Origin of the sequence: Duncaniella muricolitica, assembly GCF_910574735.1 — a bacterium.
Taxonomy (GTDB): domain Bacteria; phylum Bacteroidota; class Bacteroidia; order Bacteroidales; family Muribaculaceae; genus Duncaniella; species Duncaniella muricolitica.
Genome location: NZ_CAJTCF010000061.1, coordinates 1 through 26,081, shown reverse-complemented (window position 1 = coordinate 26,081; position 26,081 = coordinate 1). Strand labels below are relative to the sequence as shown.

General features: G+C 50.2%; 16 protein-coding genes and 3 pseudogenes. 8 read left to right on the top strand and 11 right to left on the bottom strand.

The window, feature by feature from the left end:
- Positions 1–431: pseudogene (locus QGT73_RS12760) on the bottom strand (sensor histidine kinase); the annotation flags it as partial.
- An 8-nt stretch (positions 432–439) separates the two neighbouring features.
- Entirely contained in the window at positions 440–1,786 is a 1,347-nt protein-coding gene (locus tag QGT73_RS12755) for a sigma-54-dependent transcriptional regulator (RefSeq protein WP_280122644.1), read from the bottom strand.
- Positions 1,787–1,984: 198 nt separating this feature from the next.
- Between QGT73_RS12755 and QGT73_RS12750 the strand changes: the two genes are divergently transcribed.
- The 5 genes from QGT73_RS12750 (at position 1,985) to QGT73_RS12730 (ending at position 8,090) form a co-directional block, all read left to right on the top strand.
- On the top strand, positions 1,985–3,232 hold the full coding sequence (locus QGT73_RS12750) for an efflux RND transporter periplasmic adaptor subunit (protein ID WP_280122643.1): 1,248 nt from the start codon (positions 1,985–1,987) through the stop codon (positions 3,230–3,232).
- Positions 3,233–3,239: 7 nt separating this feature from the next.
- Positions 3,240–3,914 carry an ABC transporter ATP-binding protein gene (locus QGT73_RS12745; RefSeq protein ID WP_280122642.1) on the top strand — a complete coding sequence of 225 codons (675 nt, stop codon included), beginning with the start codon at positions 3,240–3,242 and terminating at the stop codon, positions 3,912–3,914.
- 45 nt (positions 3,915–3,959) lie between these two features.
- Positions 3,960–5,252 (top strand): ABC transporter permease, encoded by a 1,293-nt coding sequence (locus QGT73_RS12740; protein ID WP_280122641.1) that lies wholly within the window; start codon positions 3,960–3,962, stop codon positions 5,250–5,252.
- A 75-nt stretch (positions 5,253–5,327) separates the two neighbouring features.
- Complete coding sequence (locus QGT73_RS12735) at positions 5,328–6,575, top strand: ABC transporter permease (RefSeq protein WP_280122640.1); 1,248 nt, start codon at positions 5,328–5,330, stop codon at positions 6,573–6,575.
- A 3-nt stretch (positions 6,576–6,578) separates the two neighbouring features.
- Positions 6,579–8,090: a TolC family protein gene (locus QGT73_RS12730; RefSeq protein ID WP_280122639.1), complete on the top strand. Its 1,512-nt coding sequence runs from the start codon at positions 6,579–6,581 to the stop codon at positions 8,088–8,090.
- A gap of 8 nt (positions 8,091–8,098) precedes the next feature.
- Here QGT73_RS12730 and QGT73_RS12725 read toward each other — a convergent pair whose 3' ends face one another.
- From QGT73_RS12725 to QGT73_RS12695, 7 genes are all read right to left on the bottom strand, one after another.
- The gene (locus QGT73_RS12725; protein ID WP_280122638.1) at positions 8,099–9,358 is read right to left on the bottom strand and encodes an outer membrane beta-barrel protein; all 1,260 of its coding nucleotides are present in this window, start codon (positions 9,356–9,358) and stop codon (positions 8,099–8,101) included.
- Between the two features lie 2 nt (positions 9,359–9,360).
- A complete protein-coding gene (locus QGT73_RS12720) occupies positions 9,361–9,933 on the bottom strand; it encodes an RNA polymerase sigma factor (protein ID WP_280122637.1) in 573 nt (190 codons plus the stop codon).
- Positions 9,934–9,962: 29 nt separating this feature from the next.
- Positions 9,963–10,700, bottom strand: a complete 738-nt coding sequence (locus tag QGT73_RS12715; RefSeq protein WP_280122636.1) for a NigD1/NigD2 family lipoprotein — start codon at positions 10,698–10,700, stop codon at positions 9,963–9,965.
- A 189-nt stretch (positions 10,701–10,889) separates the two neighbouring features.
- Positions 10,890–12,170 (bottom strand): L-cysteine desulfidase family protein, encoded by a 1,281-nt coding sequence (locus tag QGT73_RS12710; RefSeq protein ID WP_280122635.1) that lies wholly within the window; start codon positions 12,168–12,170, stop codon positions 10,890–10,892.
- Positions 12,171–12,365: 195 nt separating this feature from the next.
- A complete protein-coding gene (locus tag QGT73_RS12705; RefSeq protein ID WP_123617851.1) occupies positions 12,366–13,247 on the bottom strand; it encodes a carbohydrate kinase family protein in 882 nt (293 codons plus the stop codon).
- A 13-nt stretch (positions 13,248–13,260) separates the two neighbouring features.
- Positions 13,261–14,442 carry an MFS transporter gene (locus QGT73_RS12700; protein WP_280122634.1) on the bottom strand — a complete coding sequence of 394 codons (1,182 nt, stop codon included), beginning with the start codon at positions 14,440–14,442 and terminating at the stop codon, positions 13,261–13,263.
- A 91-nt stretch (positions 14,443–14,533) separates the two neighbouring features.
- Entirely contained in the window at positions 14,534–16,381 is a 1,848-nt protein-coding gene (locus tag QGT73_RS12695; protein ID WP_280122633.1) for a glycoside hydrolase family 32 protein, read from the bottom strand.
- A 192-nt stretch (positions 16,382–16,573) separates the two neighbouring features.
- Here QGT73_RS12695 and QGT73_RS12690 point away from each other — a divergent pair, with 192 nt between their 5' ends.
- The 3 genes from QGT73_RS12690 to QGT73_RS12680 all read left to right on the top strand — a co-directional run bounded on the left by QGT73_RS12690 (position 16,574) and on the right by QGT73_RS12680 (position 24,334).
- Positions 16,574–19,327 carry a hybrid sensor histidine kinase/response regulator transcription factor gene (locus tag QGT73_RS12690; RefSeq protein WP_280122632.1) on the top strand — a complete coding sequence of 918 codons (2,754 nt, stop codon included), beginning with the start codon at positions 16,574–16,576 and terminating at the stop codon, positions 19,325–19,327.
- Positions 19,328–19,468: 141 nt separating this feature from the next.
- A complete protein-coding gene (locus QGT73_RS12685) occupies positions 19,469–22,528 on the top strand; it encodes a SusC/RagA family TonB-linked outer membrane protein (RefSeq protein ID WP_280122631.1) in 3,060 nt (1,019 codons plus the stop codon).
- Between the two features lie 27 nt (positions 22,529–22,555).
- A complete protein-coding gene (locus QGT73_RS12680; RefSeq protein ID WP_280122630.1) occupies positions 22,556–24,334 on the top strand; it encodes a RagB/SusD family nutrient uptake outer membrane protein in 1,779 nt (592 codons plus the stop codon).
- Between the two features lie 270 nt (positions 24,335–24,604).
- Here QGT73_RS12680 and QGT73_RS12675 read toward each other — a convergent pair.
- Both QGT73_RS12675 and QGT73_RS12670 read right to left on the bottom strand, forming a co-directional pair.
- Positions 24,605–25,825 (bottom strand): annotated as a pseudogene (locus tag QGT73_RS12675) (IS4 family transposase).
- Between the two features lie 158 nt (positions 25,826–25,983).
- Positions 25,984–26,081, bottom strand: a pseudogene (locus QGT73_RS12670) (IS5/IS1182 family transposase); the annotation flags it as partial.

Sequence of the window (26,081 nt, the reverse complement as noted above, 5' to 3'; positions counted from 1 at the left end):
CACAAATGCGCGGGGTTCGGGACCGAGACTTCTTCATATTCCGACTGGTCAAACTCTACGCCTAAAAATTTAACACTTCTAACTGCCAAATTTAACATATGCACCGCCATTTCGGCTTGACCCTCGAGTATCACTATTCCCATCGGCGAAACGGAAATGAGCAGGTCGAGAAAGTGATTTTGCTCGCGTATGCGCAACCGCTCGGTTTTCAGCCTGTGCATCATGGTGTTGAACATGTCCACGATTCTGTCGGCCTCGGGTTGCCCGACCTTGGTGAGTCGGCTGCTGAAATCCTGTGCGCGTATCAGATCCATACCGTTGGCTATCCCGCGCATTGGCAGGATTATTTTGCGGTAATACCATATTGCAATAATCGTGATGAGAGCAAAAAGAGCTGCACCGATGGCGAGAATGAGCTGATGGATGGTCATAGGCGGGGTCAGTTGAGTCCGTATTTTTCCATGCGCCTGTAGAGTGACTGTCTGGTGATGCCGAGTGACAGAGCTACTTTCGACAGGTTGCCTTCATGACGGCGTAAGGCATCCTCAATGGCCTTACGTTCCACCTCTTCGAGCGTCATGCCCGCGAGACGGTCATTGATATTGTCGGTCTCGGCTGTTGGTGTGGCCGGAGTGTGATGCTGAGCTGCGAAATGTTTGGCCGTGTAAGCTCCGTCGCTGCCGACGATGAGCGTGCGCTCCACCAAGTTGCGCAGCTCGCGTATGTTGCCGGGATAGGGTAGTGAGGCAAGATAGCGCATGGCGTCGGGCGTGATTTCGGCTTTGCCGTCAGTGTGAGATTTTATGTCGGCAAAATGTCGTGCGAGAGCCGGTATATCCTCTCGTCGTTCCCTGAGCGGTGGTAACGTCACGGTGATGAGATTGATGCGGTAATACAGGTCTTCTCTGAAGCGGCCGTCGGCTACCATGGCCGGGAGGTCGGCATTGGTGGCGCATACTACGCGAACATTCACACGACGCGTGCGGCTGTCGCCAAGCGGCTCGAATGTCCCTTCCTGGAGCACTCGAAGCAGTTTGACCTGACACGACATGTCAAGGTCTCCTATCTCGTCAAGAAATATGGTGCCGGTGTCGGCCATTTCAAATCGCCCCATACGGTCGGCAGTCGCGCCTGTGAACGCTCCTTTTCTGTGGCCGAACATCTCGCTCTCAAAGAGGCTTGCCGGGACTCCACCGAGGTTGACCTTGACAAACGGCCCGTCTTTGCGGCGACTGTTGCGGTGAACGGCTTCGGCTACCATCTCCTTGCCTGTGCCGTTCTCGCCCATAATCAATATCGGGGCATCGGTCGAAGCCGCGCGTCCTACAGTGTCGAGTACACGTGCAAGCCCGGGACTTGAACCGATTATGCCGCCTCGGTCAAAGGTTCCGTCAGTTTCAGTCGGAGCGTCGTGAGACGAGTTTAGCTCGAGTGCCGTGGATATTCGCGATAATAGCATGTCGTTGTCCCATGGCTTTGTCACGAAGTCAAATGCACCACCCTGTATACCTTTGACTGCAAGAGGTATGCTGCCCCAAGCTGTCATGAGTATCACGGGAGTGTCGGGCCGAAACAGTTTCACCTGTTTCAGCAATACGAGACCCTCGTCACCGGATGTCGACAACGAGTAGTTCATATCCATAAGTATCAGTTGAGGTCGGCGGTCGCGCACGATGGCCATTGCTTCCTCTCGCGACGAGGCTGTTACAACCTCATATCCTTTGCGCGTGAGCAGAAGCCTTAGCGACATCAACACCGTCCTGTCATCGTCAGCAATCAGTATCATGGTGACAAAGATACGCAAAAATCGGCTGAAATGTAATTTTATTTTTATGTGTCCGTTTTCGGTTGTCCGTTTTCGTAAAAGTGTCCGTTTTCGGACAGGTGAGTATTTTGATAATTTATTGTATATTAATTGTTTGTGAGTTTGGCACGGTTGATGCTATACATATTGCAAAAATGTTTTCATCACAACATAATACCAATGGACAGAGAGATACCACAACATGAGATACGTCGGGCGCGCCGTCGCCGCATCTTTATCGGAGCGGGCATATGCGTTGCTTCGGTCTTGGGTGTTTTTGCTTTGGGCACGCTGACGACAGTCGGTGTGAAACGCGACAGCATCACAATCGGCGAGGTCACTATGGGCACGATTGAGACATCAGTCAACAGTTCAGGTACGGTCGTACCGGCTTTTGAGGAGATTATCACTTCGCCTATATCATCGCGCATAGTCGAGGTGTATTGCCGTGTGGGCGACAGCATCGAGGCCGGCACTCCGCTTCTGAGACTCGATCTGCAGAGTGCGGAGACCGAGATGCGCAGACTCTCCGACCAGATGCGCATGAAGCAGGTGGAACTTGACCGTCAGGACGCCACATGCTCGACATCGCTTGCCAATATCGAGATGCAGATTAAGGTCAAGTCCATGGAAGTCGACCGTCTGAGAGTTGAATTGTCAAACGAGCGTTATCTCGACAGTCTCGGCTCGGGCACCGGCGATAAGGTAAGAGAGGTGGAACTGGCATACAACACCGGTTGTCTGGCTCTTGAACAGTTGCGACGTCAGCTTGAGGGTGAGCGTCGCACCTCACAGGCCGACAAACGGGTCAAGGAGTTGGAGATAAGCATATACAACAATAGTCTTGTCGAAATGCAACGCACTCTTGATGATGCCCGCATACGCGCGCCGCGCACGGCTACGATTACGTATATAAATGATCAGATCGGGCAGAAGGTGGCAGAGGGAGAACGTCTGGCAATTATCTCCGATCTCTCTCATTTCAAAATCAAAGCCCAGACTCCCGACACTTATGCCGAACGAATAAGAGTGGGTGCCACGGCTGTAATCAAAGCCGGTAAAAACAGGATTGAGGGTATAGTGTCGGGCATTGAGCCGCAGTCGCAGAACGGAATGATTGCCTTTGATGTTCGCATTGACCGATCGGCCATGTCGTGTCTGCGTTCTGGGCTTAAAGCCGATGTATATGTAATGCATGACATTATGGAAGATGTTGTGCGTATACCCAATGGTTCGTATTACAAAGGGCCTGGAGAATATAGACTCTTTGTCATGTCAGATGATGCTAAGTCGCTGTCACGTCACACAGTCAGGCTTGGTGACTGCAACTTCGAGTATGTCGAGGTGACCGACGGGCTGCGTCCTGGCCAGCAGGTGGTTATCTCAGATATGTCGGAATATAAATCGAATAATTTAAAAATAAAATAAAAAAACTATGTCAGTTATTACACTCAGCGGTATAACTAAGGTGTATCGCACAAACGAAATTGAGACAGTGGCTCTCGACAATGTTAACCTGTCGGTCAAAAAGGGCGAATTTCTCAGCATCATGGGCCCGTCGGGCTGTGGTAAGTCTACACTGCTTAATGTCATAGGGTTGCTTGACCGTCCGACCGAAGGTACCATCGAAATAAACGGCACACTCATCGGCTCGATGGGTGACAAGGCTTTATCATCATTTCGTAACCGCAATCTTGGCTTTGTGTTTCAGAGCTTTCATCTCATCAGTTCGCTTAATGTCATGGACAATGTGGAGTTGCCTCTGCTTTATCGTGCTGACAAGGGAGATGGCGATGTGCGTAAGAGGGTGCGCGAAGTGCTTGACCGCGTAGGTCTCAGTCACCGCATGCGCCACATGCCTTCGCAGCTTTCTGGCGGACAGTGTCAGCGTGTGGCCATAGCACGTGCGATAGTCGGAAATCCCGAAATTATCCTTGCCGATGAGCCTACTGGTAACCTCGACTCAAAGATGGGGGCCGAGGTCATGGAAATACTCCACAGTCTCAATAAGGACGAAGGGCGTACTATCGTCATGGTGACACATAATGAGGAACAGGCTTGTCAGACTGATCGGATTGTCCGATTTTTTGATGGCAGGCAAGTGTTTTAATACTTATATTGGCAATGATTTATCAACTTAAAGTAAAAGTAAAACATGAACATAGATATTAAATCTGTATTTTTTAATCTACGCCGTCAGCCTGTCATAAGCACTGTCACAATAATCGGTACATCGCTTGCGATTTTTCTGATTATGATAGTGGTGATGATGGCTGAGGTTAACACTGCTCCTATATCTCCTGAGAGTAATCGTCCGCGCATGTTGCATCAGCGGTGGACATCAATAAAATCTATCGGAGAAGACCGTTATTTTAGTAACGGAACAATGAGTTACACGACTTTTAAAGGTCTATTCGGTCCGCTGAAAAGTCCTGAGGCTATTACGGCTTACAACTGTTGGCCCACAACCGGGCTATTGCAGGAGCGTGGCGGTGTGGCCACACCTGTAGTGTTGAAGGGAACTGATGATGTCTACTGGCATGTTTTTGATTATGATTTCATTGCCGGAAAGCCTTATGACAAAGCTCAGTTTGATGCCGCTATGCCTGTTGCAGTCATCACAGCCAATACTGCACGCATGTTGTTTGGCACTACCGATGTGGTTGGACGTGAGGTTCTGCTTAATTATGTACCTTACCGTGTGTGCGGTGTGGTCAAGGATGTTTCGCGTGCAACCAAGAATACATATGCCCATATTTTCATCCCGTTTCTCTCTAACCACGAGTGTAACACATCATGGCAAAATGACATCATGGGGGCTTTGTCGGTCACTATTCTGGCGCGTACCCCTGATGATTTCGACAAGATTAGAGATGAGTATAATGCTTCAATGGCACGCTACAACAAAAATATAGCAAGTACTAAGTATGAATTGTTGTCTCTTGGACGTCCCTATGATCAGGAAAAGGATGCATACGCTTTATTTGCCACACAGGAGCCTGACATGGATTCGATATATATCCTGCATGCAGTCATATTTGCAATTCTCCTGCTTGTTCCGGCCATCAATCTCAGCAGCATGACTGAGAGCCGACTACGTGGACGCATGTCGGAGATTGGAGTGAGACGGGCCTTCGGGTGTACACGTTATGAGACCATGATGATGATTCTTGCTGAAAATCTTGTCGTAACTGTCATTGCCGGCATCATAGGGTTGATTCTTAGCGTTGTCTTTGCATATTTCATGCAGAATTTCCTATTCCTGTTCGACATGGCGGCAGTCGAAATACCTCAGGCAAAAATCAGCTTCACTTCACTGATACACATGTCCACATTCATGTGGGCACTCCTTTTCTGCTTCATACTTAATCTTCTAAGTACGGGCATTCCGGCATGGAGAGCTTCGCGTGCCAACATTGTCGAAGCCATAGCCGGTCTGCGTAAATAATACGTAATATGGTTACGATTATAAAGCTAACCTCAACTGATAACTTTCTAACCTTTAAGCGCAGCTTAACTAAATATGAATAGAAAACTTATAAGTCAGACACTCAATGACTGGCGTTCAAACGTATGGCTCGCACTCGAGCTTCTGATAGTCAGTGTGGTCGTATGGTTTACAGTCGACTACTGCTACGTTACATATATCACATACAATCTCCCTATGGGGTTCGACATAGAGCATTGTTATAAGATAAAGGTCGGAATGATAGAAAAAGATAGCCCTGATTATACTCCGCGCGATTGGGAAGAACGAGTTGCGGATCGGCTCGAACTGATCGATCGCTTGCGTCGTCGGCCAGAGATTGAGTATGCCGCTTACAGCAACGTGGCACATCCGTATAATAGTAGCAATACATCTCAGGATTTCCGATATGACACCATATATCCCAATTCGTTTGTGTATACGCGTAATGTCACACCCGACTTTTTCAATGTGTTCAAGATACGCGGAGCCAAGGGGGAGTCTCCCGAACAGTTGGCTGAGATGTTTGATGGCTCGGGAGTGTTCATCTCCTCCAATATGTTTGGCGACCGACTCAATCCCTTTGACATTGTGCGTGACTCTATCCGCACTGATTGGTCGGCCGAGCAGGTGATCGGTGTGACACAGCCTATGCGCCGATCGGAATACAATCGGGAAGGTGATATGGACAAAGGTATTCTGCTAAATATAGATTTAGCAGACCAGAGTGCCAACTATCGTCTTGACGAGCTTTGTGTGCGAGTACGTGATAATATGGATAAGGATTTTATACGTAACCTTATGAACGACGCTTCGCGTCACTATCGTGTCGGTAATCTTTTTATCGGTTCGGTAGAGTCATTTGATAGTCTCAGAGAGTCAATGATAGGCTCTGACCGTCAGACAGTCGTCTATATGGTGTGTGGTATGGCTTTTCTTCTTGTTAATGTGTTTCTCGGACTGTTTGGCACATTTTGGTTCCGTACTCAGCAACGTGTTAGCGAGATTGCCATCCGCAAGGTCAATGGAGCTACCCGGTCAGACATTTTCCGTCGTATGATAGGCGAGGGTCTGATAATACTTTCCGCAGTCACGATTCCGGCCATAGGTATTGATGCTTTGCTGACTCATTTTGAACTGAATCAGAGTCTTACGCACAATGCTCCGACATTTGATGTCGCCAATCTGCTTGTGTGTGCTCTTATGTCATATGCTCTGATTGCCCTGATGATCATAGCCGGCATCACCATTCCAGCATGCCGTGCCATGCGGCTTGCTCCGGCAGTTGCCTTGCATGATGAGTAGATAATGTGTGCTTCATTTTATAAAATATCTAAAATCCATATACGATTGAGAACTATTGTTTTGGCTTGTTTTGTAATTGTGGCGGGTTTCGTCCCGCTACAATCGCAGAACGTGCTTCCTATCAGTCTTGACGAGGCCATTTCACGGGCCCGCAGCAATAGTGTCGATGCCACGGTTGCACTTAACCGTCTGCGTACTTCCTATTGGGAATACCGTACATTTCGTGCCGATCTTCTCCCTGAGGTGACGTTTGACGCCACGCTTCCGTCTTATCAGAAGAGTTATACACCCTATCAACTGAGTGATGGCTCCTATACCTTTGTGCGCAATAATTACATGCAGCTCAATGGAGCGGTGTCAGTGACTCAGAGCATATGGGCTACAGGTGGTACGCTATCGCTTGATACGTCGCTCGACTATATGCGTCAGCTATCCGGCACCGGCTCATCACGCTATATGTCGATACCTGTGGCCTTGACGTTGAGTCAGCCTATATTCGGCACCAACCATACCAAGTGGAACCGTCGCATAGAGCCTGTGCGTTATGCCGAAGCACGTGCCAGATATCTCTCCGATACAGAGACTGTGGCCATGAATGCAATAAGCTGTTATTTCAATTTGCTTATAGGCAGGGAACTGGTGAATATCGCACGCCAGAATCTCGAAAATTCTGAAAAGCTCTACGAGATAGCCCGCGCCAAGCGCGATATGGGTCAGATAAGTGAGAATGAATTGTTGCAACTCGAGCTCAATCTGCTTGACGCACGTTCGGCGTGTACCTCACGACTTAGTGACATGAAGAGCCGGATGTTTCAGTTGCGTTCGTTTCTCGATATTGACGGTGATGTGGAGCTTGAACCCATGCTTCCTGCCGAAGTGCCGGATGTCACAATACCTTATGCCGATGCTCTTGACAAGGCTTTGGCCAATAATCAGTTTGCCAAGAATGTCCGTCGCCGTCAGCTTGAGGCCGACTATGAGGTTGCCAAAGCTCGCGGTGACCGCCGCCAAATCGCGCTTTACGCTCGGGTGGGGCTCACCGGGGCGTCGGATGTGCTGCGTGGTGCCTATGCTCCACTGAAGGACAATCAGGTGGTGGAGATCGGATTTAAAATACCGTTGCTTGACTGGGGCAAGCGTAGCGGCAAGGTGCAGGTGGCCCGCAGCAACCGCGAGGTTGTGGAGGGGCAGCTCAGACAGGAGAGCATGAATTTCCGTCAGGATATTTTTGTTCTTGTCGAGCGGTTTAACAACCAGCGCGACCAGGTGGCCATTGCAGCCAAGGCTGATGAGGTGGCCCAAAGACGCTATGACACAAATGTCAAGACGTTTATGATAGGTAAAATCTCTGTACTTGATCTAAATGACTCGCAGGTGAAAAAAGATGAGGCCCGCCGTGAATATATCGAACGGCTGTTTGAGTACTGGTATTATTACTATCAGCTCAGATCGCTCACTCTTTATGATTATCAAAAGGGTGAAGACATAGTGGCAGAAGGAAAATTAAAAATTTAGGTCGGTTTTTACTTTATATTAAGTCTTATGCCGGCCTCGATATTGAAGTTGAGAGGGCGGGCTGTGTAGAATGTTTCATGGCGGGAGCCGTTGTCGAAATAATAGCTGATGCCGGGTTCGGCATAAATGCCGATGGAGCGGGTTATGGCATATTGGACTCCTGCGCCGACGGTTGCTGACCATTGCAGCTCGCGCGGACGAAAGCGTTCACTGTCGCTTTGTGTCACAATACCGTTGTTGATATAGTCGGTGTCGAGACGTCCTGACACACATTTCTCCACGCTCGCTCCGGCCGAAAGATAGAGTGAAAGCCTGTGGTTCTGTAGCAGGGTGTAATTAAGTCCGATCGGTATGCCGATGTAATGAAGCCGCTGATCGGTCTCGAAGCGGTAACTGTCGCTGCCCGAAGAGGTCGAGGAGGTGAGATAGGCATATGTCACACCGCTTTTCAGGGAAAGTCGTTCGGTGAGGCTGTAGCATATCGAGACTCCGGCTTTGACGGGTTGGTGATGTCGGGTTTCAGTATGAATCTCTTTCCCCATATTATTGCGCATTAGTTCGCATAGAGGATTATCGGCCTGAGGAAGTTTGTCAGGGGCAGTCTCTACTGCCGAGTATCCGGCTATAAGTCCGCTATAGCCGTGTCTTGACGATGAGGCCCCGGGACGGTTGGATATGCCGGCAGAAGCAGTGAGACGTCCCGCCCGTTTGGTGGATGTGGTGACGGCGAGAAGCGTGTGGCTGGAGGATGTGTGTCGCTGATTGGGCCGATGAGGAGGAGTGGCCGGAGCGGATTGTTGCTGCGGATTGTTGTCGGCGGGTGTTGTGGCTGCGGTGGTGTCACATGTCATGGCTGGTGAAGGAAGATTGCGAACGGACTCTTGTGAGACTATGGTGTGTGGCGGCTGAGCCTTGGCTCGGGCCATTGGACGAGAGTCAGATACACCAGACTGGGACGGGTGTGATATGTCAGGGGAGGGGAGTACGGAATAGGATGAAGAGGATGATGAATAGGCCGGTGTTGGTATGTCGGTAGTGTCGGTAGAATCTGACAGCAATAACCATCCCGAGACGAAGACGATAAGGAGCATGGCGGCTGCGGCAGTTGCATAACGCCACGGCATGATGAAACGCCGACGCGGAGCGGGTTCATGTGCCGCGCCTCCCGTCATAGTCGACTCTATGCTGTCCCAGACTCCTTCGGGAGCCGGAGTCTCATAGTCGGCCATGCGTCTGCGCAATTCTGAAGTCCATTTGTCGTCTTTCATAGTCATTTGCTTTGGAGGTTATATTCACTGATCATCTGCGCCAGCATCTTTTTTGCCCTGTGATACTGAGAGGCGGATGTCGATATACTTATGCCGAGAGTTTCGGCTATCTCTTTGTGGTCGAGGCTTTCGATGACATAGAGGCTAAACACTGTGCGGTAGCCCGTAGGCAGGTCGCGTATCATGCGGTGTATGGTATCGGTCGGGATGTTGTGCAGTGATATGTCTTCGTTGACCTCATTATCGTCGGCTATGTCAGGAAGCTCGTCGGCATATTGGATGAAATTGAGGTCACGGCTCTTTTGCAGATAGCGCAGAGACTCATTGACTGAGATTCGCGTCATCCATCTGCGCAGAGAGCCGTCACCCCTGTAATCAAAACTCGTGATGGAGGAGAATATCTTGATGAAGCTGTCGTGCAGTACATCCCTGAGACAAGAGTCAGGCACATAACGCGAGCATACGGCTGTCAGATAGCTTGCGTGGCGATTATATAGCTCACGCATGGCATGCATATCTTTCCGGCCTACGAGTCTGACGAGTTGCTGCTCGCTGTATTCTCCGTTATGTGCCATTAATTGGGATGACGGGTTGTATGACTGCTTTATTCCACCGATGTGACTATTCTCTCGGTCGGGAGTGAGATTTTGCCCGAAGATTTGTCGGTGCAATAGTCAAACTCTACTGACTTGGGACCGGTAAATGAGGCCCATTTCAGATTGAGCTTCACCGTCTCGCCCTGAGTGTCGGGGAGTGCGTCGAGCGAGAATGCTATGAGTGCGTCTCTTGTCACGCCGGCCAGGTCGCCCTTGGCATCGTGGCGCAGTTCTACCTCATAGGGATTGTCGGGGTTGGTGCCGGTGAGAAGATTGACGTGATGGGGGATTGCGGCGTTGCCCCAGATGGTGCGGAAGCGGAGAGTGATATATCCGTCTTCGACGATGGTCACCCAGTCTCTCACGATATCGACCGGGTCGTTGCCATAGGTGGTGTTGTTGCCGTCGGGCAGAGAGGGTATCGTGGCCTTTGTGCGGATGCTGTCAATCCAGTTGACATACGCGGCCTTGGAGTAGTCGCCGGCGGGCTGGTCGGTGATGCTGATATTGGCCAGGGCTCTCACCTGCTTGCCGTCAAACAGTCCTGTCTTGAGATTGGTCGGGAGCAGGGTAGTCTTTTCGTCAAGCTGCAGATAGGGTGTTTTGTCAGGACTTGTCTTGACTGTCACGAGTGCGTTGGGATAAACTGTGCTCCAGTCGGCGTCATTGTCATCGTTGTCACATGATGTGAATGCCATCGAGGCAAGGCAAAGGCCGATAGTGGCAGGGATGAATGTCTTTCTCATTTCAGATTATTTTTAGCTTAAATAAATAGTCGTTTTATCCCTTAAATCCAGAATAAGCCCAAATCTTGCATTTGGAATTGTTAAATACTGTTAAAAAATAGACGGCGGTCAGTTGGTCTTGAAGAATTAAGCCCCGGCACACTTTACAATGCGGGGGCTTAATTGAATTTTAAATTCTTAATTTACAATTTACTTGCTTGTCATAATCTGGAGCACAAGACGGTCGGTCTCGTTCATGGCCTCGCGACCGATCTTTGTGAGATTGTGGATTGTGGCGTCGACATCATCGCTGACGATGCCTTCGGATGCGGTGACACACTTGCCGTTCATGGCGAGCATGGCAGACATCATGGCTGTCGAAACGCCTGACGAAATTTTCATGGTGCACGAAGGTTTGGCTCCGTCGCAAAGCATGCCGGTGAGGTTGGCCACCATGTTTTTGACGGCTGCGCATATCTCGTTGAATCCTCCTCCCATGAGATATACGAGTGCCGATGACGCGCCGGTCGATGCTACCACACATCCGCAAAGTGCGGAGAGGCGGCCGAGACTCTGCTTGATGTATATGCTCGTGAGATGGCTAAGCACAAGGGCTCGGATGGTCTGCTCTTCGGTAGCTCCTGTATCCTGGGCAAAACTTACCACCGGCATGGTCGCTGTAATACCCTGATTGCCACTGCCCGAGTTGGACATCACGGCGATAGGCGCACCTCCCATACGGGCGTCGCATGCGGCTGAGGTGTAGGAAATCATATGTTCCACGGGAGTATCGCCATAATATTTCAGACCATATTTGCGTATCGTCGCTCCGAGTGAGTGGCCATACTCACCCGCAAGAGCTGTCTGCGCGGCATGCATATTGAGGCGACGTGCCTCGAGTATGAATTCGAGTTCTTCTATAGGTGACTCGATGGCGTATTCATATACGGTTGCGAGGTTAAGCTCCTTATCATCATGGCTCGAATCGTTTCCACCCGACACCTGCTCGTCAAGCATGATTTCACCGTTGCGTTCGAGGCGTATGAATCGGGTATGTTCGCACGAAATTACTGCACGTGCCGAGTCGTCGCCGTCTGAGACGGTTATGTCAATGTGGAGTATGGAGGGGGCATCAGGCATATGGCTGATGTTTATGCGTCCCTCGTTGATATATTGGCGGCCGCTCTCCACGGCTTCGGGACATACATCCTTCATTACCTCCAGCCCGTAAGCTGACTTGCCGATTAGCGCGCCGAGGGCTATGGCTATTGGCAGACCTATCATTCCGGTGCCGGGTATGCCGACTCCCATTGCGTTTTTGATGATATTGCCGCTCAGACAGGCTTCGATGTGCGAAGGCCTGCGTCCAAGGAGTTCTGTGGCTTTGGCAACAGCCAGCGACACGGCTACAGGTTCGGTACAACCCATAGCCGGCACCACCTCACGCTTGATGAGCTGTGAAATAGTTTCTCTTTCCGAATGACTTAACATTGTAGATGTGATTGGTTATGATTGAAGGTAATATTGATGTCGCAAAGGTAAGGTATAAAAACTAAAGGTTAATAAAGCTAAAAGTTAATAAAGGTTAATATAAAACGAGCCTGCTTGTGAGATGTATTTCATAAAAGCGGAGGATACAAACCAGACTTGTGTTTGTATCCTCCGCTTTTATGTAGTGTGTTTGGATTATGATTCTGTCAGTGAGGTGGGCAGTGTGGGCATGGCACCCTGTTGAGTGCATACGAAGGCCGAGGTCTCGACTGCTTTCTGATGGGCCTCGCTTACGGATTTACCCTTGAGTATGCTGGCGATGAATGCTGCGGTGAACGAATCACCGGCTCCTACAGTGTCGGCTACCTCTACCTTTGGAGTAGGTTGGAATGATACGTTGCCGGGAGTGAATACATAGCTTCCGTTGATACCACAGGTCAGTATAAGCATCTTGAGGTTGTATTTGCCAAGGAGTATCCAGCACTTGTCCTGAAGGTCGATGCCTGGATAGCCAAACATGCGGCTTACTGTCACAAGTTCCTCGTCATTGATTTTAAGGATATTGCAGCGCGACATGGAATTGCATAGAATATCCTTGTTGTAGAAACCCTGACGCAGATTCACGTCAAAGACTATTAGAGGATTGTTTTGCTCGGGGATGGCGTCGAGAAAGCGGTTGATGGTGTTGCGTGACACTACATTACGCTGTGCAAGTGATCCGAAGCATACAGCCTTGGTGCGTTCGGCAAACGATTCGATTTTGGTGGTATAGGGGATATTGTCCCAGGCCACGTTTTCCTTGATGTCATACTGAGGGATACCTGCCTGGTCGATTTCGACCTGTACGGTACCGGTGGGATAGGGCACAGTCTCAATGCTGTGTTTTACACCCTTGCTGTTGAAGTTTTCAAGCAGTTCAGCTCCGAGTGGGTCGTCACCGATAGCACTGATGGCGCAGCTATCGAGGCCAAACTGTGACACATGATAGGCGAAGTTGGCTGGTGCGCCACCTATTTTTTTACCTTCAGGAAGTACATCCCACAGGGCTTCGCCCATGCCGATAACGATATCATTCATGATATTTTAAGGATTATTTTATGGTTTTGATTTTCATTGTATAGTACATGAGATATATGACTCCGACGGTCATCACGGCCACGGCACCGGCCTGGCCGATGGCATCGGCGGCAAAGCCCATTGCGAGGGGGAAGACCGTACCACCGAAGAGACCCATGATCATCAGGCCCGACACCTCGTTTTTCTCTGACGGTGATGACATGAGTGCCTGGGAGAATATCACCGAGAACACGTTGGAGTTGCCGAAGCCGATCAGTCCGATGCCGATGTAAAGAGCAGTAAGTGAGTGGCATACAAAGAGCATGCCCATGGCCACGAGCATCATCAATACGCTAAGGCCGAAGAAAAGGCGTGGTGAGATGGAGCGGAGGATGAATGCACCGAGAAAACATCCGGCGGTGCGGAATATGAAGTAGATGCTTGTGGCGAAGCCGGCTTCCTCAAGGGGGAGGCCGAGGCGTTCCATAATGATTTTGGGAGCGGTCGTGTTGGTGCCGACATCGATGCCTACGTGACACATGATGCCGAGGAAGCAGAGCAGGATGAAGGGGCGGCCCAGCAGACGGAAACACTGGCCTACGCCCGAGGCTTTGTCGGGACGCTCCTCCTCGATGGGAGTGGCGGCAAGCAGTGAGATGGAGAGGACGCTGATGATAGCATAGATGGCGAAGAGCACACGCCAGCCCAGCCCGAAGGTCGGGAGATAGGTAGTGGCACCCCATGCTGCGAGTATCGGGGCGAGAAACGATGCAATGGCCTTGACAAACTGTCCGAAGGTGAGTGTCGAGGCGAGTTTGTCGCCGCTAATAAGATTTGTCACGAGCGGATTGAGCGACGTCTGCATAATGGCGTTGCCGATGCCGAGCAGCGAGAATGCGGCGAGCATTGTGAGATAGCTGTCTCCAGCTACCGGGATGATGAGTGACACGGCTGTGACCACAAGGCTGATAAGTACGGTCTTTTTACGACCTATGCGGTTCATGAGCATGCCGGTGGGCACGGAGAATATCAAAAACCAGAAGAATACGAGCGAGGGAAAGAGGTTGGCCTGCGAGTTGGTGAGCCCGAGGTCTTTCTGTACGTAGTTGGATGCGGTGCCGACGAGGTCGACAAATCCCATGGCGAAGAAACATAGCATCACGGGGACAATCTGCATCACAAGGCCTTTGCGGCCATATGTCAATGTCTGTTCCATAGAGTTAAGCTGCGCTTAAAAGGTTGTGAGTTTATACAATTATGAGAGAGGGCCATAGCCGGAGGTCTCATTATTGAGAATTAGTCAGAATTTAAATACCGATTGAATAGATTTTCAAATTTTTGATTTTGGCATTGCCTCCGTCTGATTTTAGCGAAAGAGTGGAGTAGGGGACAGTGGGAAAAACGAGGTTGGTCATGACTCCGCGACCACCGTTGGCGAAAACTTCAATGCTTGAACGGTCAATAAACAGGCGCAGTTCCAGATGGCCGTTTTGGCCGAATACAGGGGTTGTGGTCACGGCCGGGAAATCCTGACTGAAGTCGGTGATTCCGCTCTCGCGACGGTCGAATGACAGGGTGTTGGCTGCCACGTCATAAGTCAGGGTGACGTGTTCGCCCTCCTTGTTGCCAAGAGTCATGGTCACGTTTTTGCTTTTGGGTGCCTCAATGTCGAGAAGTATCTCACACACGCCGTCATTTGCCGATGGGAGTGCATAGGAGCGGGGCTTCTTGCCGATTCCGGCTCGGCCGACATTCTGTGTAAGTTTGCCTCGCAGAGCTTCGGTCTCGGGTGATGGAACCGAGGCGGCATACACCTGGCCATCATCGGCAGTGAAGAGTTCTATTTCACGGGGTAGAGTGTTGGCACTTCTGAACTGGCGTGTTGGCACTTCGGCCGCATACTGCCAGTTGCTCATCCAGCCGATTACTGTGCGACGCGAGTCAGGGGCGTCGCTGAAGCTGACGGTGGCATAGTTGTCTTTGCCATAGTCGAGCCATTTGGTGGGCACATTGCCCTCGGCATCGGTGTCAGGCGTAAATGTCTTGCCGTCAAAGTCACCTGTGAAGTATTGTGTCGCACTTCCCCCGAAAGGACCGCCGGGATTGATGTTACATAGCAATACCCACTTTTTACGGTCTGAGCCGTCGACAGGCAGCTCGAAGAGGTCGGGACATTCCCACACACCGTCCTGTGCGCCGAGACCGCGGCCGAAGCGGCTCTGTAGGGTCCATTCCTTCATGTCGGGCGAAGTGTAGATGAGCATCTCATGGTCGAGCGCATGGGCGAGTGTGAGCACCCAAATGTTTCGTTCGGCATCCCAGAACATGTTAGGGTCGCGGGCCTCGCTTTCGAGGGTGAGTACGGGATTGCCGGGATATTTTGTGAAAGTCTCGCCGTTGTCGTGGCTCCAGGCCAGACTTTGCACCTGACTTGCGGCCGCCGAGGTATACATGGCTATGACGGCGTCTTTGCCGAATCCCGCGCTTCCGGAAGTGTCAATGGCCGAACTGCCGCTGAATATCATGCCTAGCCCGTCGGGGGCGAGTACGGCGTCGGGACGATGCTCCCAGTTGATGAGGTCGCGGCTAACGGAGTGTCCCCAGGAAAGATTTTGCCATTTGGAGCCATAAGGATTCCACTGATAGCAGAGGTGCCACTCGCCGTCTTTATAAAACATGCCGTTTGGATCGTTCATCCATCCGTAGAGTGGAGTGTGGTGGTAGACAGGCCGGTATTTCTCGCGGTTTGTGGTGTCAATTGTATCGGTGAGTGTGATATTGCTCCAGCAGGCATCCTCCTTGGCCTCGCGCACCGATGCGCGGTTTTGAGAGGTGACGATATTGAGCACAATGTCGTGGCCTTTGTAGGGCGAGAGGTCAAAGGGCACGGAGTAGTCGGTCTTGGCTTTGGCAAGTCGTACGTTAATGGTACGGTCGAGGCGTCCGTCAACGAGAACGTTGATGGTGGCATCATCATTGGATTCCTGAACGGGCAGCATTAGGTAGCGTCCGTCACCTTCCACTCTCACAAGTGTATTATTGGTGCCGAGATGCTCAACCTTGATACCTCCGTCGGTCGCGGCAGCGGTTATCGATGCGCTCATAGCCAATGGTAGTGCCAGTGTGGCCATTGTCTTGGGGATTGATATTTTCATTGTCAGATGGTATTAATTATCGGTAATTTTTTTGACATTGCAAATCTACGATATATAATGATGCGGTGGCTATAATAAACGGTGCAAACACTATGACAAATGTCGCAATGCGCGATTTTTTATATCAAATACACTGTTATTCATAATATTAATTATTATCTTTGTGAAGCCAAAGTAAAAACTGATAGCCAAATGAAACGGGTAGTAATACGTTTAGTATTGTTATTGTCGCTTGTGCTCACATTCAGTGGTTGTCGTGAGCAGAAGCATTATCGCATAGGAGTGTCGCAATGCAGCCGTGATGACTGGCGCAATAAGATGAACGATGAGATATATCGTGAAATTATGTTTCATCCCGAGGCCGAGGTGGAGATACGTTCGGCCGATGACAGCAACGAAAAGCAGATTGCCGACATCCGTTATTTCAAGGACAACGGTTTTGACATCATAATCGCTGCGCCTAACGAAGCCGAGGCCATCACGCCTGTAATAAAAGAGGTGTATGAGTCGGGCATGCCGGTCATAATCTTTGACCGCGACATCAACGGTGACTATTACACGGCATCGATAGGCGTCGACAATGAAGCGATAGGCCGCTCGGCAGCTCAATATGCCGCCAGCCTCACGGGCAAAGGCGGGAGGGTGATAGAGATACGCGGCCGTCATGATTCGTCACCGGCCACCGGCCGTCACGAGGGTTTTGTCACCGAGGCGGCCCGTGCCGGACTCGAAATAGTGGCTTCCGCTTATGGCGACTGGAATTACGAGGATGCTACTGTTGCGGCTGATTCACTGTTCAATATATATAAAGATATTGATCTGGTGTATGCCCACAACGACCGAATGGCTATAGCGGCCTCGGAGGTGGCCCGTCGTCATGGTCTTGACTTGAAAGTGATAGGCATAGATGCTGCTCCTGAGATTGGAATCAGAGCTGTGGCCGACGGAGTGATTGACGCTACATTTTTTTATCCCACTGAAGGCTACGGATTGATACGTACGGCTTTGGACATACTGGAAGGCCGGCCTTATGAGCGTAACGGCCGTTGGCCGTTGTCGTCGGCTGTCGACAAGAGCAATGCCGACATACTCCTGCTTCAGAGTCAGTCGCTCAAGGAGGAAACTGACAAAATCAAGTTGCTTAAGACACAGGTGGATGATTATTGGGACCGTCATTCTGCCCAGACCTCTCTATTTTATGCAGTCATAGCCATTCTCGTATTGCTTTGCAGCATTATTTTTATGATGTTGCGGGCTTTCTGGCTGCATAAGAGACATCAGCGTGAACTTATGGAGCAGAACCATCTGCTTGAGCAGCAGCGTGATACTGAAAAAGCTCTTAACGAGCAGCTTAACGTGGCCACGCAGTCCAAACTCATATTCTTTACCAATGTGTCACATGATCTGCGCACTCCGCTCACGCTTATAGCCGAGCCTGTCGAACAATTGGCCGAGGCTGACAATCTCACGCCTCAACAGCGTACACTCATGAAGATTGCCAACAAGAATGTGAAGATACTGCGACGGCTTATTAATCAAATACTTGACTTCCGCACATATGAGAACGGCAAGCTAAATGTAAATCTTACCGAGGTGCATCCTGCTCCGCTCATGGCTGATTGGGTCGGCTCGTTTGTCGCTGTGGCCCGCAAACGCAGCATCAGGATTGCTTCCGACATCACGGTGCCCGAAGACTTCACGATGGCGGTTGACATGGAGAAAATGGAGCGAGTCGTGTTTAACCTCATGTCCAATGCCGTGAAGTATACTCCTGACAATGGGCGAATACGCTTCGGATGTCGTGAGGAGAGCGGCTCTCTTGTCATCACTGTCGATAATAGCGGACATGGCATTTCGTCTGAAAATATAGCCAATATCTTCGATCGTTTCTATCAGGTTGACAAGGTTAATCCCAACGGGTCAGGTATAGGATTGTCGTTGGTTAAGGCTTTTATCGAACTGCACGGCGGCACAATCGGAGTGGAAAGCGAGGAGGACAAAGGTTGTCGTTTTACAGTTATTCTGCCTGTGCGTCACGTCGATACGCCCGTTGCCAATGAAATCCACAGAGTGATATCCGACAGCGACGTAGAGGTCGAGCTGGGTGAAATAGAGCCTGAACTACTGTCCAATGACGATGACCGTCCGCTGCTGCTTGTTATAGACGACAACGAGGATATATTGAATATGGTGGGCGAGCTTCTCAAAGACACTTACCGCATCATTACGGCCTCCAATGGTAAAGACGGCATACGCATGGCGTCGAAATATGTTCCCGACCTTATAATCTGTGATATGATGATGCCTGTCATGGACGGACTGGAGTGTTGTCGGCGGCTAAAAGGGGAGATGTCGACGTCTCATATCCCAGTGCTTATGCTCACAGCATGCTCGATGGACGAGCAGCGCATACAGAGCTATGAGAGCGGTGCCGATGGCTATGTGGCCAAGCCGTTCAACAGCCGGCTGTTGAGCATGCGGTGCAAGAATCTTATTGACAACCGCAAGCGTATCAAGGAGATCTGGGCATACTCGGCTACAGCCAACTCTGTAGCGCAGACCTCTTCGGCGCAGAATACGGAGCATGCCGGTAAGAGCATTCCCGTTGCCAAAGATATTGATAGTGAGTTTTATGCCCGATTCCTCGCTAATGTCAAGGCCGGAATGGGTAACCCTGACTTGAGTGTCGACATGCTTGCGTCGGAGATGGGTATGGGCCGCTCGCAGCTTTACCGCAAGATCAAGGCTCTGACCAATTTCTCGCCTGTGGAGCTACTCCGAAATCTGCGTCTGAAACAAGCTCGCGAACTCCTGACCACAACCGAAAAGTCGATAAGTGAGATTGCCTATGAAGTAGGTTTCACGGCTCCGGCCTATTTTACCAAATGTTATCGTGAGATGTATGGCGAGACTCCTACCGACGTGCGTGCCCGGCTCGGCTATTAGGTGGTAAGAGATTTGTTGCCTTTACTATGAAAAAACGTGCAAGGGGCTAATATTCATACTTCTTGCAACATATATGATAGACACATAGTCGGTTTCTGGCATATCTTTGCGTCAGAAAACCAAACCAATTAAATTAATAACATGAAAAAATCAATCCTTAGTGCGGTTTTATTGTTTATAATGGCAATCGCTGCACAGGCCCAGAACATCACGGTGCATGGAACGGTTGTTTCAAAGACCGACGATGAGCCGCTGATCGGGGCAAGCGTCGTTCCCGACGGCAATGCCGGAGCCGGCGTCGCAACCGACATTGACGGCAACTTTACACTTTCAGTTCCCCAAGGCACCGGTCTTACCGTTTCATATGTGGGATTCAGATCTCAGACAGTCAAGGCTGCCCCACAGCTATCGATTATACTTGAAGAAGATGCCGAGATACTCGACGAAGTGGTAGTGGTCGGTTATTCATCAGAAAAGAAATCCGATCTAACCGGCTCGGTATCGGTTGTCAAAATGAAGGATGTCTCTGACACTCCTACCGGCAATGTCATCCAGGCGTTGCAGGGTCGTGTGGCCGGTATGAACATCACCACCGACGGCACCCCCGGAGGTCTCAGCACAGGCACTTCAATACGCGGTGCCTCCTCGTTCAGAGGGGATGCCAACGGTCCGCTTTATGTGATTGACGGAGTGATGACACGCGAGAATCCCGGCACAATACTCAACAGCAATGATGTAGAGTCCATTCAGGTGCTCAAGGATGCCGCCTCGGCTGCCATTTATGGCGCGCAGGCTGCCAACGGCGTGATTATCATCACAACCAAGCGTGCCAAGCAGGGCGAATGTCGTGTGACTTTTGACGCTACCCTTACTCTTCAGACCTATAACAGCGGTCTTGACATGCTCAATGCCGATCAATGGGGCGAAGTGTACTGGTCGGCCTACAAATATACCTATAGCACCACACCATCATCAAGTGAGCTTTACGGCAACGGTGCTACTCCTCAACTCCAACCTTACACCAACCTTAACGGTGTCATCGTCAATCCGCAGAACACCGACTGGGAGAAAGAGATACACCGCACAGCCCTCATGCAGACCTACAGCGTAGGACTCTCCAAGGGTTCGGAGAACGGTGCCTCGTCAATGTCACTGAGCTGGCTTGATCACGACGGTATTATCAAAGGATCAGATTTCCAGAAAGCCAATGCCCGTTTCAGCTCTGACTACGGATATCTTAACAATCGTCTGCGTGCAGGTGGCAATGTCACACTCAACTGGTGGCGTCAGCACAATGCTCCCGGCGGAGTGGAGGAGAATGCTATCAAGATGCATCCCGCCCGCACCGTCTATGACTCGGAGGGCAACTATAACGACCAGGTGGCTTTCGGACTCAACGACACGCCCAACCTCGTGCGTCAGATTGAGGAACAGAGTGCCAACAAGCATGAATACTGGCGAGTGTTCGGCAACGCCTATCTCTCCATCGAGCCTGTAAAAAATCTTATAGTAAAAACCAATTTCGGTATCAACTATCACAACGGGGCCGACAAGGAGTTTACCCCCGCCAATCTACGTGACAACACCAATACGCTTTATCAGTATTCGAGCAAGACCGTCGACTGGGTGTGGACCAATACCGCACAGTATAATGCCGACTTCGGCAAGAGTTCTCTCATGGCCCTTGTGGGCATCGAGGCCAAGCGCAATCATTTCGAGAGCATGTATGGCAAAGGGAAGGGGCTTGAAATCGAGGATGAGAACTATTGGTATCTTGGCAATGTCACTTCGGCTCAGGAAGTAGGTTCGAGTGCGTCAAACTACTCGATGTTCTCTGTGTTCGGAAAGATCAACTATACCTGGGACAACAAATATCTCGCATCGGTGACACTGCGCCGCGACGCATCGTCACGTCTCTCTACTCAAAACAACTATGACTGGTTTCCCTCTTTCTCGGCCGGCTGGCGCATCTCGCAGGAGCATTTTATGGAGGCCACACGCGGCTGGCTCACCGATCTCAAGATACGCGGAGCCTATGGCGTGAACGGCAACGACATCATAGCCAACGACGCTTTCTATGCCAAGTATGAGATGGATATGAACAAGGCCGGTTATGCCATTGACGGAGGTAACACTCTTGCTCCCGGAGCATATCGCTCGCGCAGCACCAATCCCGACCTTACATGGGAAAAGACTTATCAGACCAATGTCGGCTTTGACGCCTCGCTGCTCGGTGGACGTCTGAATGTCTCGGCCGATTACTTTCATAAGAGGACCAAGGATATGCTTGTCGAGAAACCCTATATCGCCACAATCGGCGAGGGCGGCTACTGCTGGTATAACGGCGGTGAGATGGTCAACAAAGGTGTCGAAATCGTGCTTAACTGGCGTCAGGCCGTCAACAAGGATTTCAGCTATGAGGTAGGACTTAATGTCACTGCAATGAACAACAAGGTTACCAATCTTATGGATGACATCTATTACACCTGGGGTGGCGGCAATGGCCGTGACAAGAGCATTGTGGGCCAGGCTCTCGGCTCATGGATGGGCTATAAGACTGACGGCGTGTTCCGTACACAGGAGGAGGTTGATGCCTACAAAGCTCAGTATAAGGTCAACTTCGGCAATCCCGGAGTGGGTCGTGTGCGCTATGTCGACACAAACGGTGACGGCGAAATCAATGATCGTGACCGCATATGGCTTGGAACCGACCTGCCCAAAGCTCAGTTTGGTCTCAACTTCGCGGCCAACTACAAGGACTTTGATCTTAGCCTCTTCTTCAACAGCATCATTCGCGATGCCTGGAACAATTCGAAGTATTACACCGACTTCTTCCCCCTCTGGACCGGCAATCACGGCACTCAGCTTCTCGATGCCTCCATGGCCTATGACCGCTATCTGGCTACAGGTTACTATGACAGCGATGTCCCTGCCCCGACCATAGATAACTCCAACAGTGAGGGTGACGGCTCGGACTATTACATTGAGGACGGATCGTTTGTGCGTCTCAAATCGCTTTCACTCGGATACTCGCTGCCCAAGCACATTCAGAGCAAGCTATCGCTCAAGGGTGCGCGTATATATTTCCAGGCTCAGAATCTCTTTACCATCACCAAGTATAGTGGAGCTGACCCTGAGGGTCTCGGTTATCCCTATGCAATGCCCCGACAGTACACCTTCGGTCTGCAGTTTGGTTTCTAACACACTCATCTTTAAATCAAGAATTACATGAAACTCAAAAATATATTCACTCTCCTCGCTGCCTCGGTCGCACTCGTTTCGTGCAGCGATGAATTTCTCGAAAACAAACCGCAGGGGCCTCTCTCTGAAGGTAACATCAATGATCCCAAGGCGGTAGACATACTTGTCAACAGTGCATATGCGACCTTTGGCTGCCGCTACGCCGATTCCAACGATCCGCATCTCTATCCGCTGACCAACTGGAGCTATGGCGAAGTGCGTGCTGACAATGCCTACAAGGGAGGAGGCGGTGAGACTGACCTTTGGGAAGTTCACGATATGGAGACCGCCAAGATACAGCCCAACAATGGATTTCTCGACGGCAAATGGTTTAACGTATATTGCGGCATCTCGCGATGCAACACCGCTATCCGTGCCATCCGCAAGGCCGACGAGTCGGCCGTACCGGCCAAAAAATCGCGCATAGCCGAGATGCGGGTGATACGCGACCACTGGTATTTTGAACTGGTGCGCCTCTTCAACCGAATCCCCTATATGGATATAGATCTGCCTGAAAATGAATATCCATTTGTGCGCAACGACGAGTTTACCCGCGAAGAGCATCTCGACCGCATAGCTGACGACCTTCTTGAAGCGGCTGCCGATCTGCCCGAGACCCAGACACAGATAGGCCGCATCAACAAGCGCGCCGCCCTGGCATATGCTGCAAAGGTAAAACTCTATCGTGCCTACGAACAGGATGCCACGACCAACGCGGTGGTTAATATTGATAAATCCATTTTGCGCGAAGTCGTTGAGATTATCGACGGCATACATGGCTATGAGCTTCTTCCCGACTTTCAGTATCTTGACCTGCTTGAGTATGAAAATGGTCCCGAATCAGTGCTTGCCGTGCAGTTTTCCAAGAATGACGGTACTAATGACGGCGGACGTGTCAACTGGAGCATGCTGCTTAATTCTATGACCGGTCCCGGTTGTCCCTGGCAGGGTGACGGATTTTTCCTCCCCTCGCAGGACCTTATCAATGCTTATCAGACAGATGCCGACGGTCTGCCCCTCTTTGACTACCAGTCACGTCCGGACTATGGAGTGGTGAAGTTTGACGAGAACGACAACAATATATATAGACTTGACAATGTTGACGGCAACGTCGACCCCCGTCTCGACTTTGTGACAGGCCGTCCGACCATCCGTTATAAAACCTATGGGGTGTCACCTTGCGGACTCTGGGTGCGTAACCGCGATGCATATGGCTATAACAACACCAAGCGATTCTGGCTATCGCCCGAGTCGGCCGACGCCAACCATGGTTGGCCTTGGGGCGCATCGGCTCTCAACTGGCAGATAATACGCTATGCCGACCTTTTGCTCTACAAGGCTGAGGCCCTGATAGAGATCGGAGGGGCCGATAATCTCGACGAAGCGCGCCGCCTCATCAACCGTGTGCGCGACCGTGCCGCCAAGAGTGCTTATGTGAAGGATTTCAACGATCCTTCCAGATATGCCGCCAACTATAAGATAGCCCTTTATCCCGAGGGTGGCTGGACACAGGACTATGCGCGTCAGGCACTCCGTACAGAGATGCGTCTTGAGAAGGCAATGGAAGGCGAACGCTTCTATGATCTCGTGCGCTGGGGAATTGCCAAGGAAGTGATGAATAATTATTTCCACGCCGAGAAGGACAACCGCATCTACTATCAGAATGCCAGCTTTGAGACCGGCTACGAATACTTCCCCGTGCCGGTGGCCCAGTACAACTTCTCAGGTGGTATCTATGTCCAAAATCCCGGCTACCCCTCATTCTGACAGGCGTTTTAAGCGAAAACTTTTATAAATAAAATTTTTAAGGTAATAGATTGTATAATTGGGTAAAACCGCATGGATGGTCGGCCTGTAGAGGGGTCGGCCATCTATTTTAGTATCTTCTTTTTTTATCTTTCCCCAGCCCCATGTGCAGAGTATTTTTTGCAGAATAAAATTTTATTTTATTACTGTCCGCTAAACCATAAAAAGTCGAGTCCAACTTCTTGAAATGTAGAAGTTGGGCTTACTTTTTGTATAGGACAAGCCCCCTTATCAGTTTTCAGTTTCTTTCGGCGGCGATTCAGATGCATCGGCGAGCATTATTTTCAGGTCTGCGTCGGGTTGATTGAGGAACTTTTCGAGATTTAGGTAATACATCAGCACGATTCGTACCATTGTCACCAGTCCCGAGAAGCTCCAGCGTCTTGTCAGTTTGTTTTGCAGGACAGAAAGCAGCAGATTGGCTATAAGTGTGACCCATACCTGGATCTTGATGGCATTTGCGCTTTCGCCGTAGAAGTATCTCAGGGGAAAGTTCTGCTTTATCTGTTTGAAAAGTGACTCGATCTGCCACCGACGGCGGTATATCGCCACAATTGTCTCCAACGGCATGTCAAAATCGTTGGTAAGCAGAGAGATGAGTTTTGGCTTTTTGCCTTTCTTGATGTCTACGTATGTTATTATTCTGGCAATGTGGTTGATGCCGTCTTTACGGAACACTACAATCTGCTCACGATACTCCATCAGACCATTTGAATTCTGATGCATACAGTCGACAAGAATCTCATAACAGAGGTTTTTCTTCATTTTTGTGACATAGATGACGCCACGGTCTGTAAGGTCCTCGAATTTGGAGTAGTTGATATATGCACGGTCAAGAGCGAGTATCTCGTCGTGACTGTAATGGCTTGGGGCGAGCATGAAAGAGTCGTTAGTGGCCGCCTAGGTAAACCGGACATCGCATGGAACGCCTTCGTTGGCATGGATGACCGAGTGCACCTTCAGGCCACCTTTCTTCTTTCCTGTCTTGGGATGCCGGCCAACGCCCTTGAAAATGGCATTGGAGAAAAGAGTGATGGTCGTGGAATCAATGATGCGAAGCTGTTTTATCCATTCTTCCGTGCCATTGCGTCGGCTGTCCGATGAAAGGATACCTTTATTGACATCATACAGATAGCGGTATACCTCTTCAAAGAAGCTCTCCGGGCGTCTGGCATTTGCGTCAGACAGAGTGCTGCGCCTGGGAACGGTTTTAATTCCGACATGATGCAGTTTACGCACCTCCGCCGTCATAGCGGTCTCTATCTCACGCAATGAGTCGAACCGTTGTATCACGGCATAGAGCATCGTCAACAGGTGAGTGAAGCCGTCAAAACTCTTTATATACTTCTCTCCGCCGTGTTTTCGGCTGATTTCAACAATTTTTTCGCGGTTGAGCGATTTTATCAACTGTCCATATATCGGCTGTCCGAAGAAATTACTACTTTTGCTCATGGTTATTCATGGTTTGTTTGGCGACACCAAAAATAACTAATTAGGGCTGACTCCTGCAAATGGTAATCGACTTTTGTCGCTTGCCTTAGCAAGAATCAGCCCTAATTTTTTCAATCGCTCAAAAAAAGTTTAGCGGACAGTAATAGAAGTTGTTTAAACTAATTTGATTTGTGAAATTTTTTAAGGAAAATAACGATAAAAGCGAGGAAATTCCAACCTTTCCAACTGGAGACGGTGGTATCGAAGCGGTTGAGTA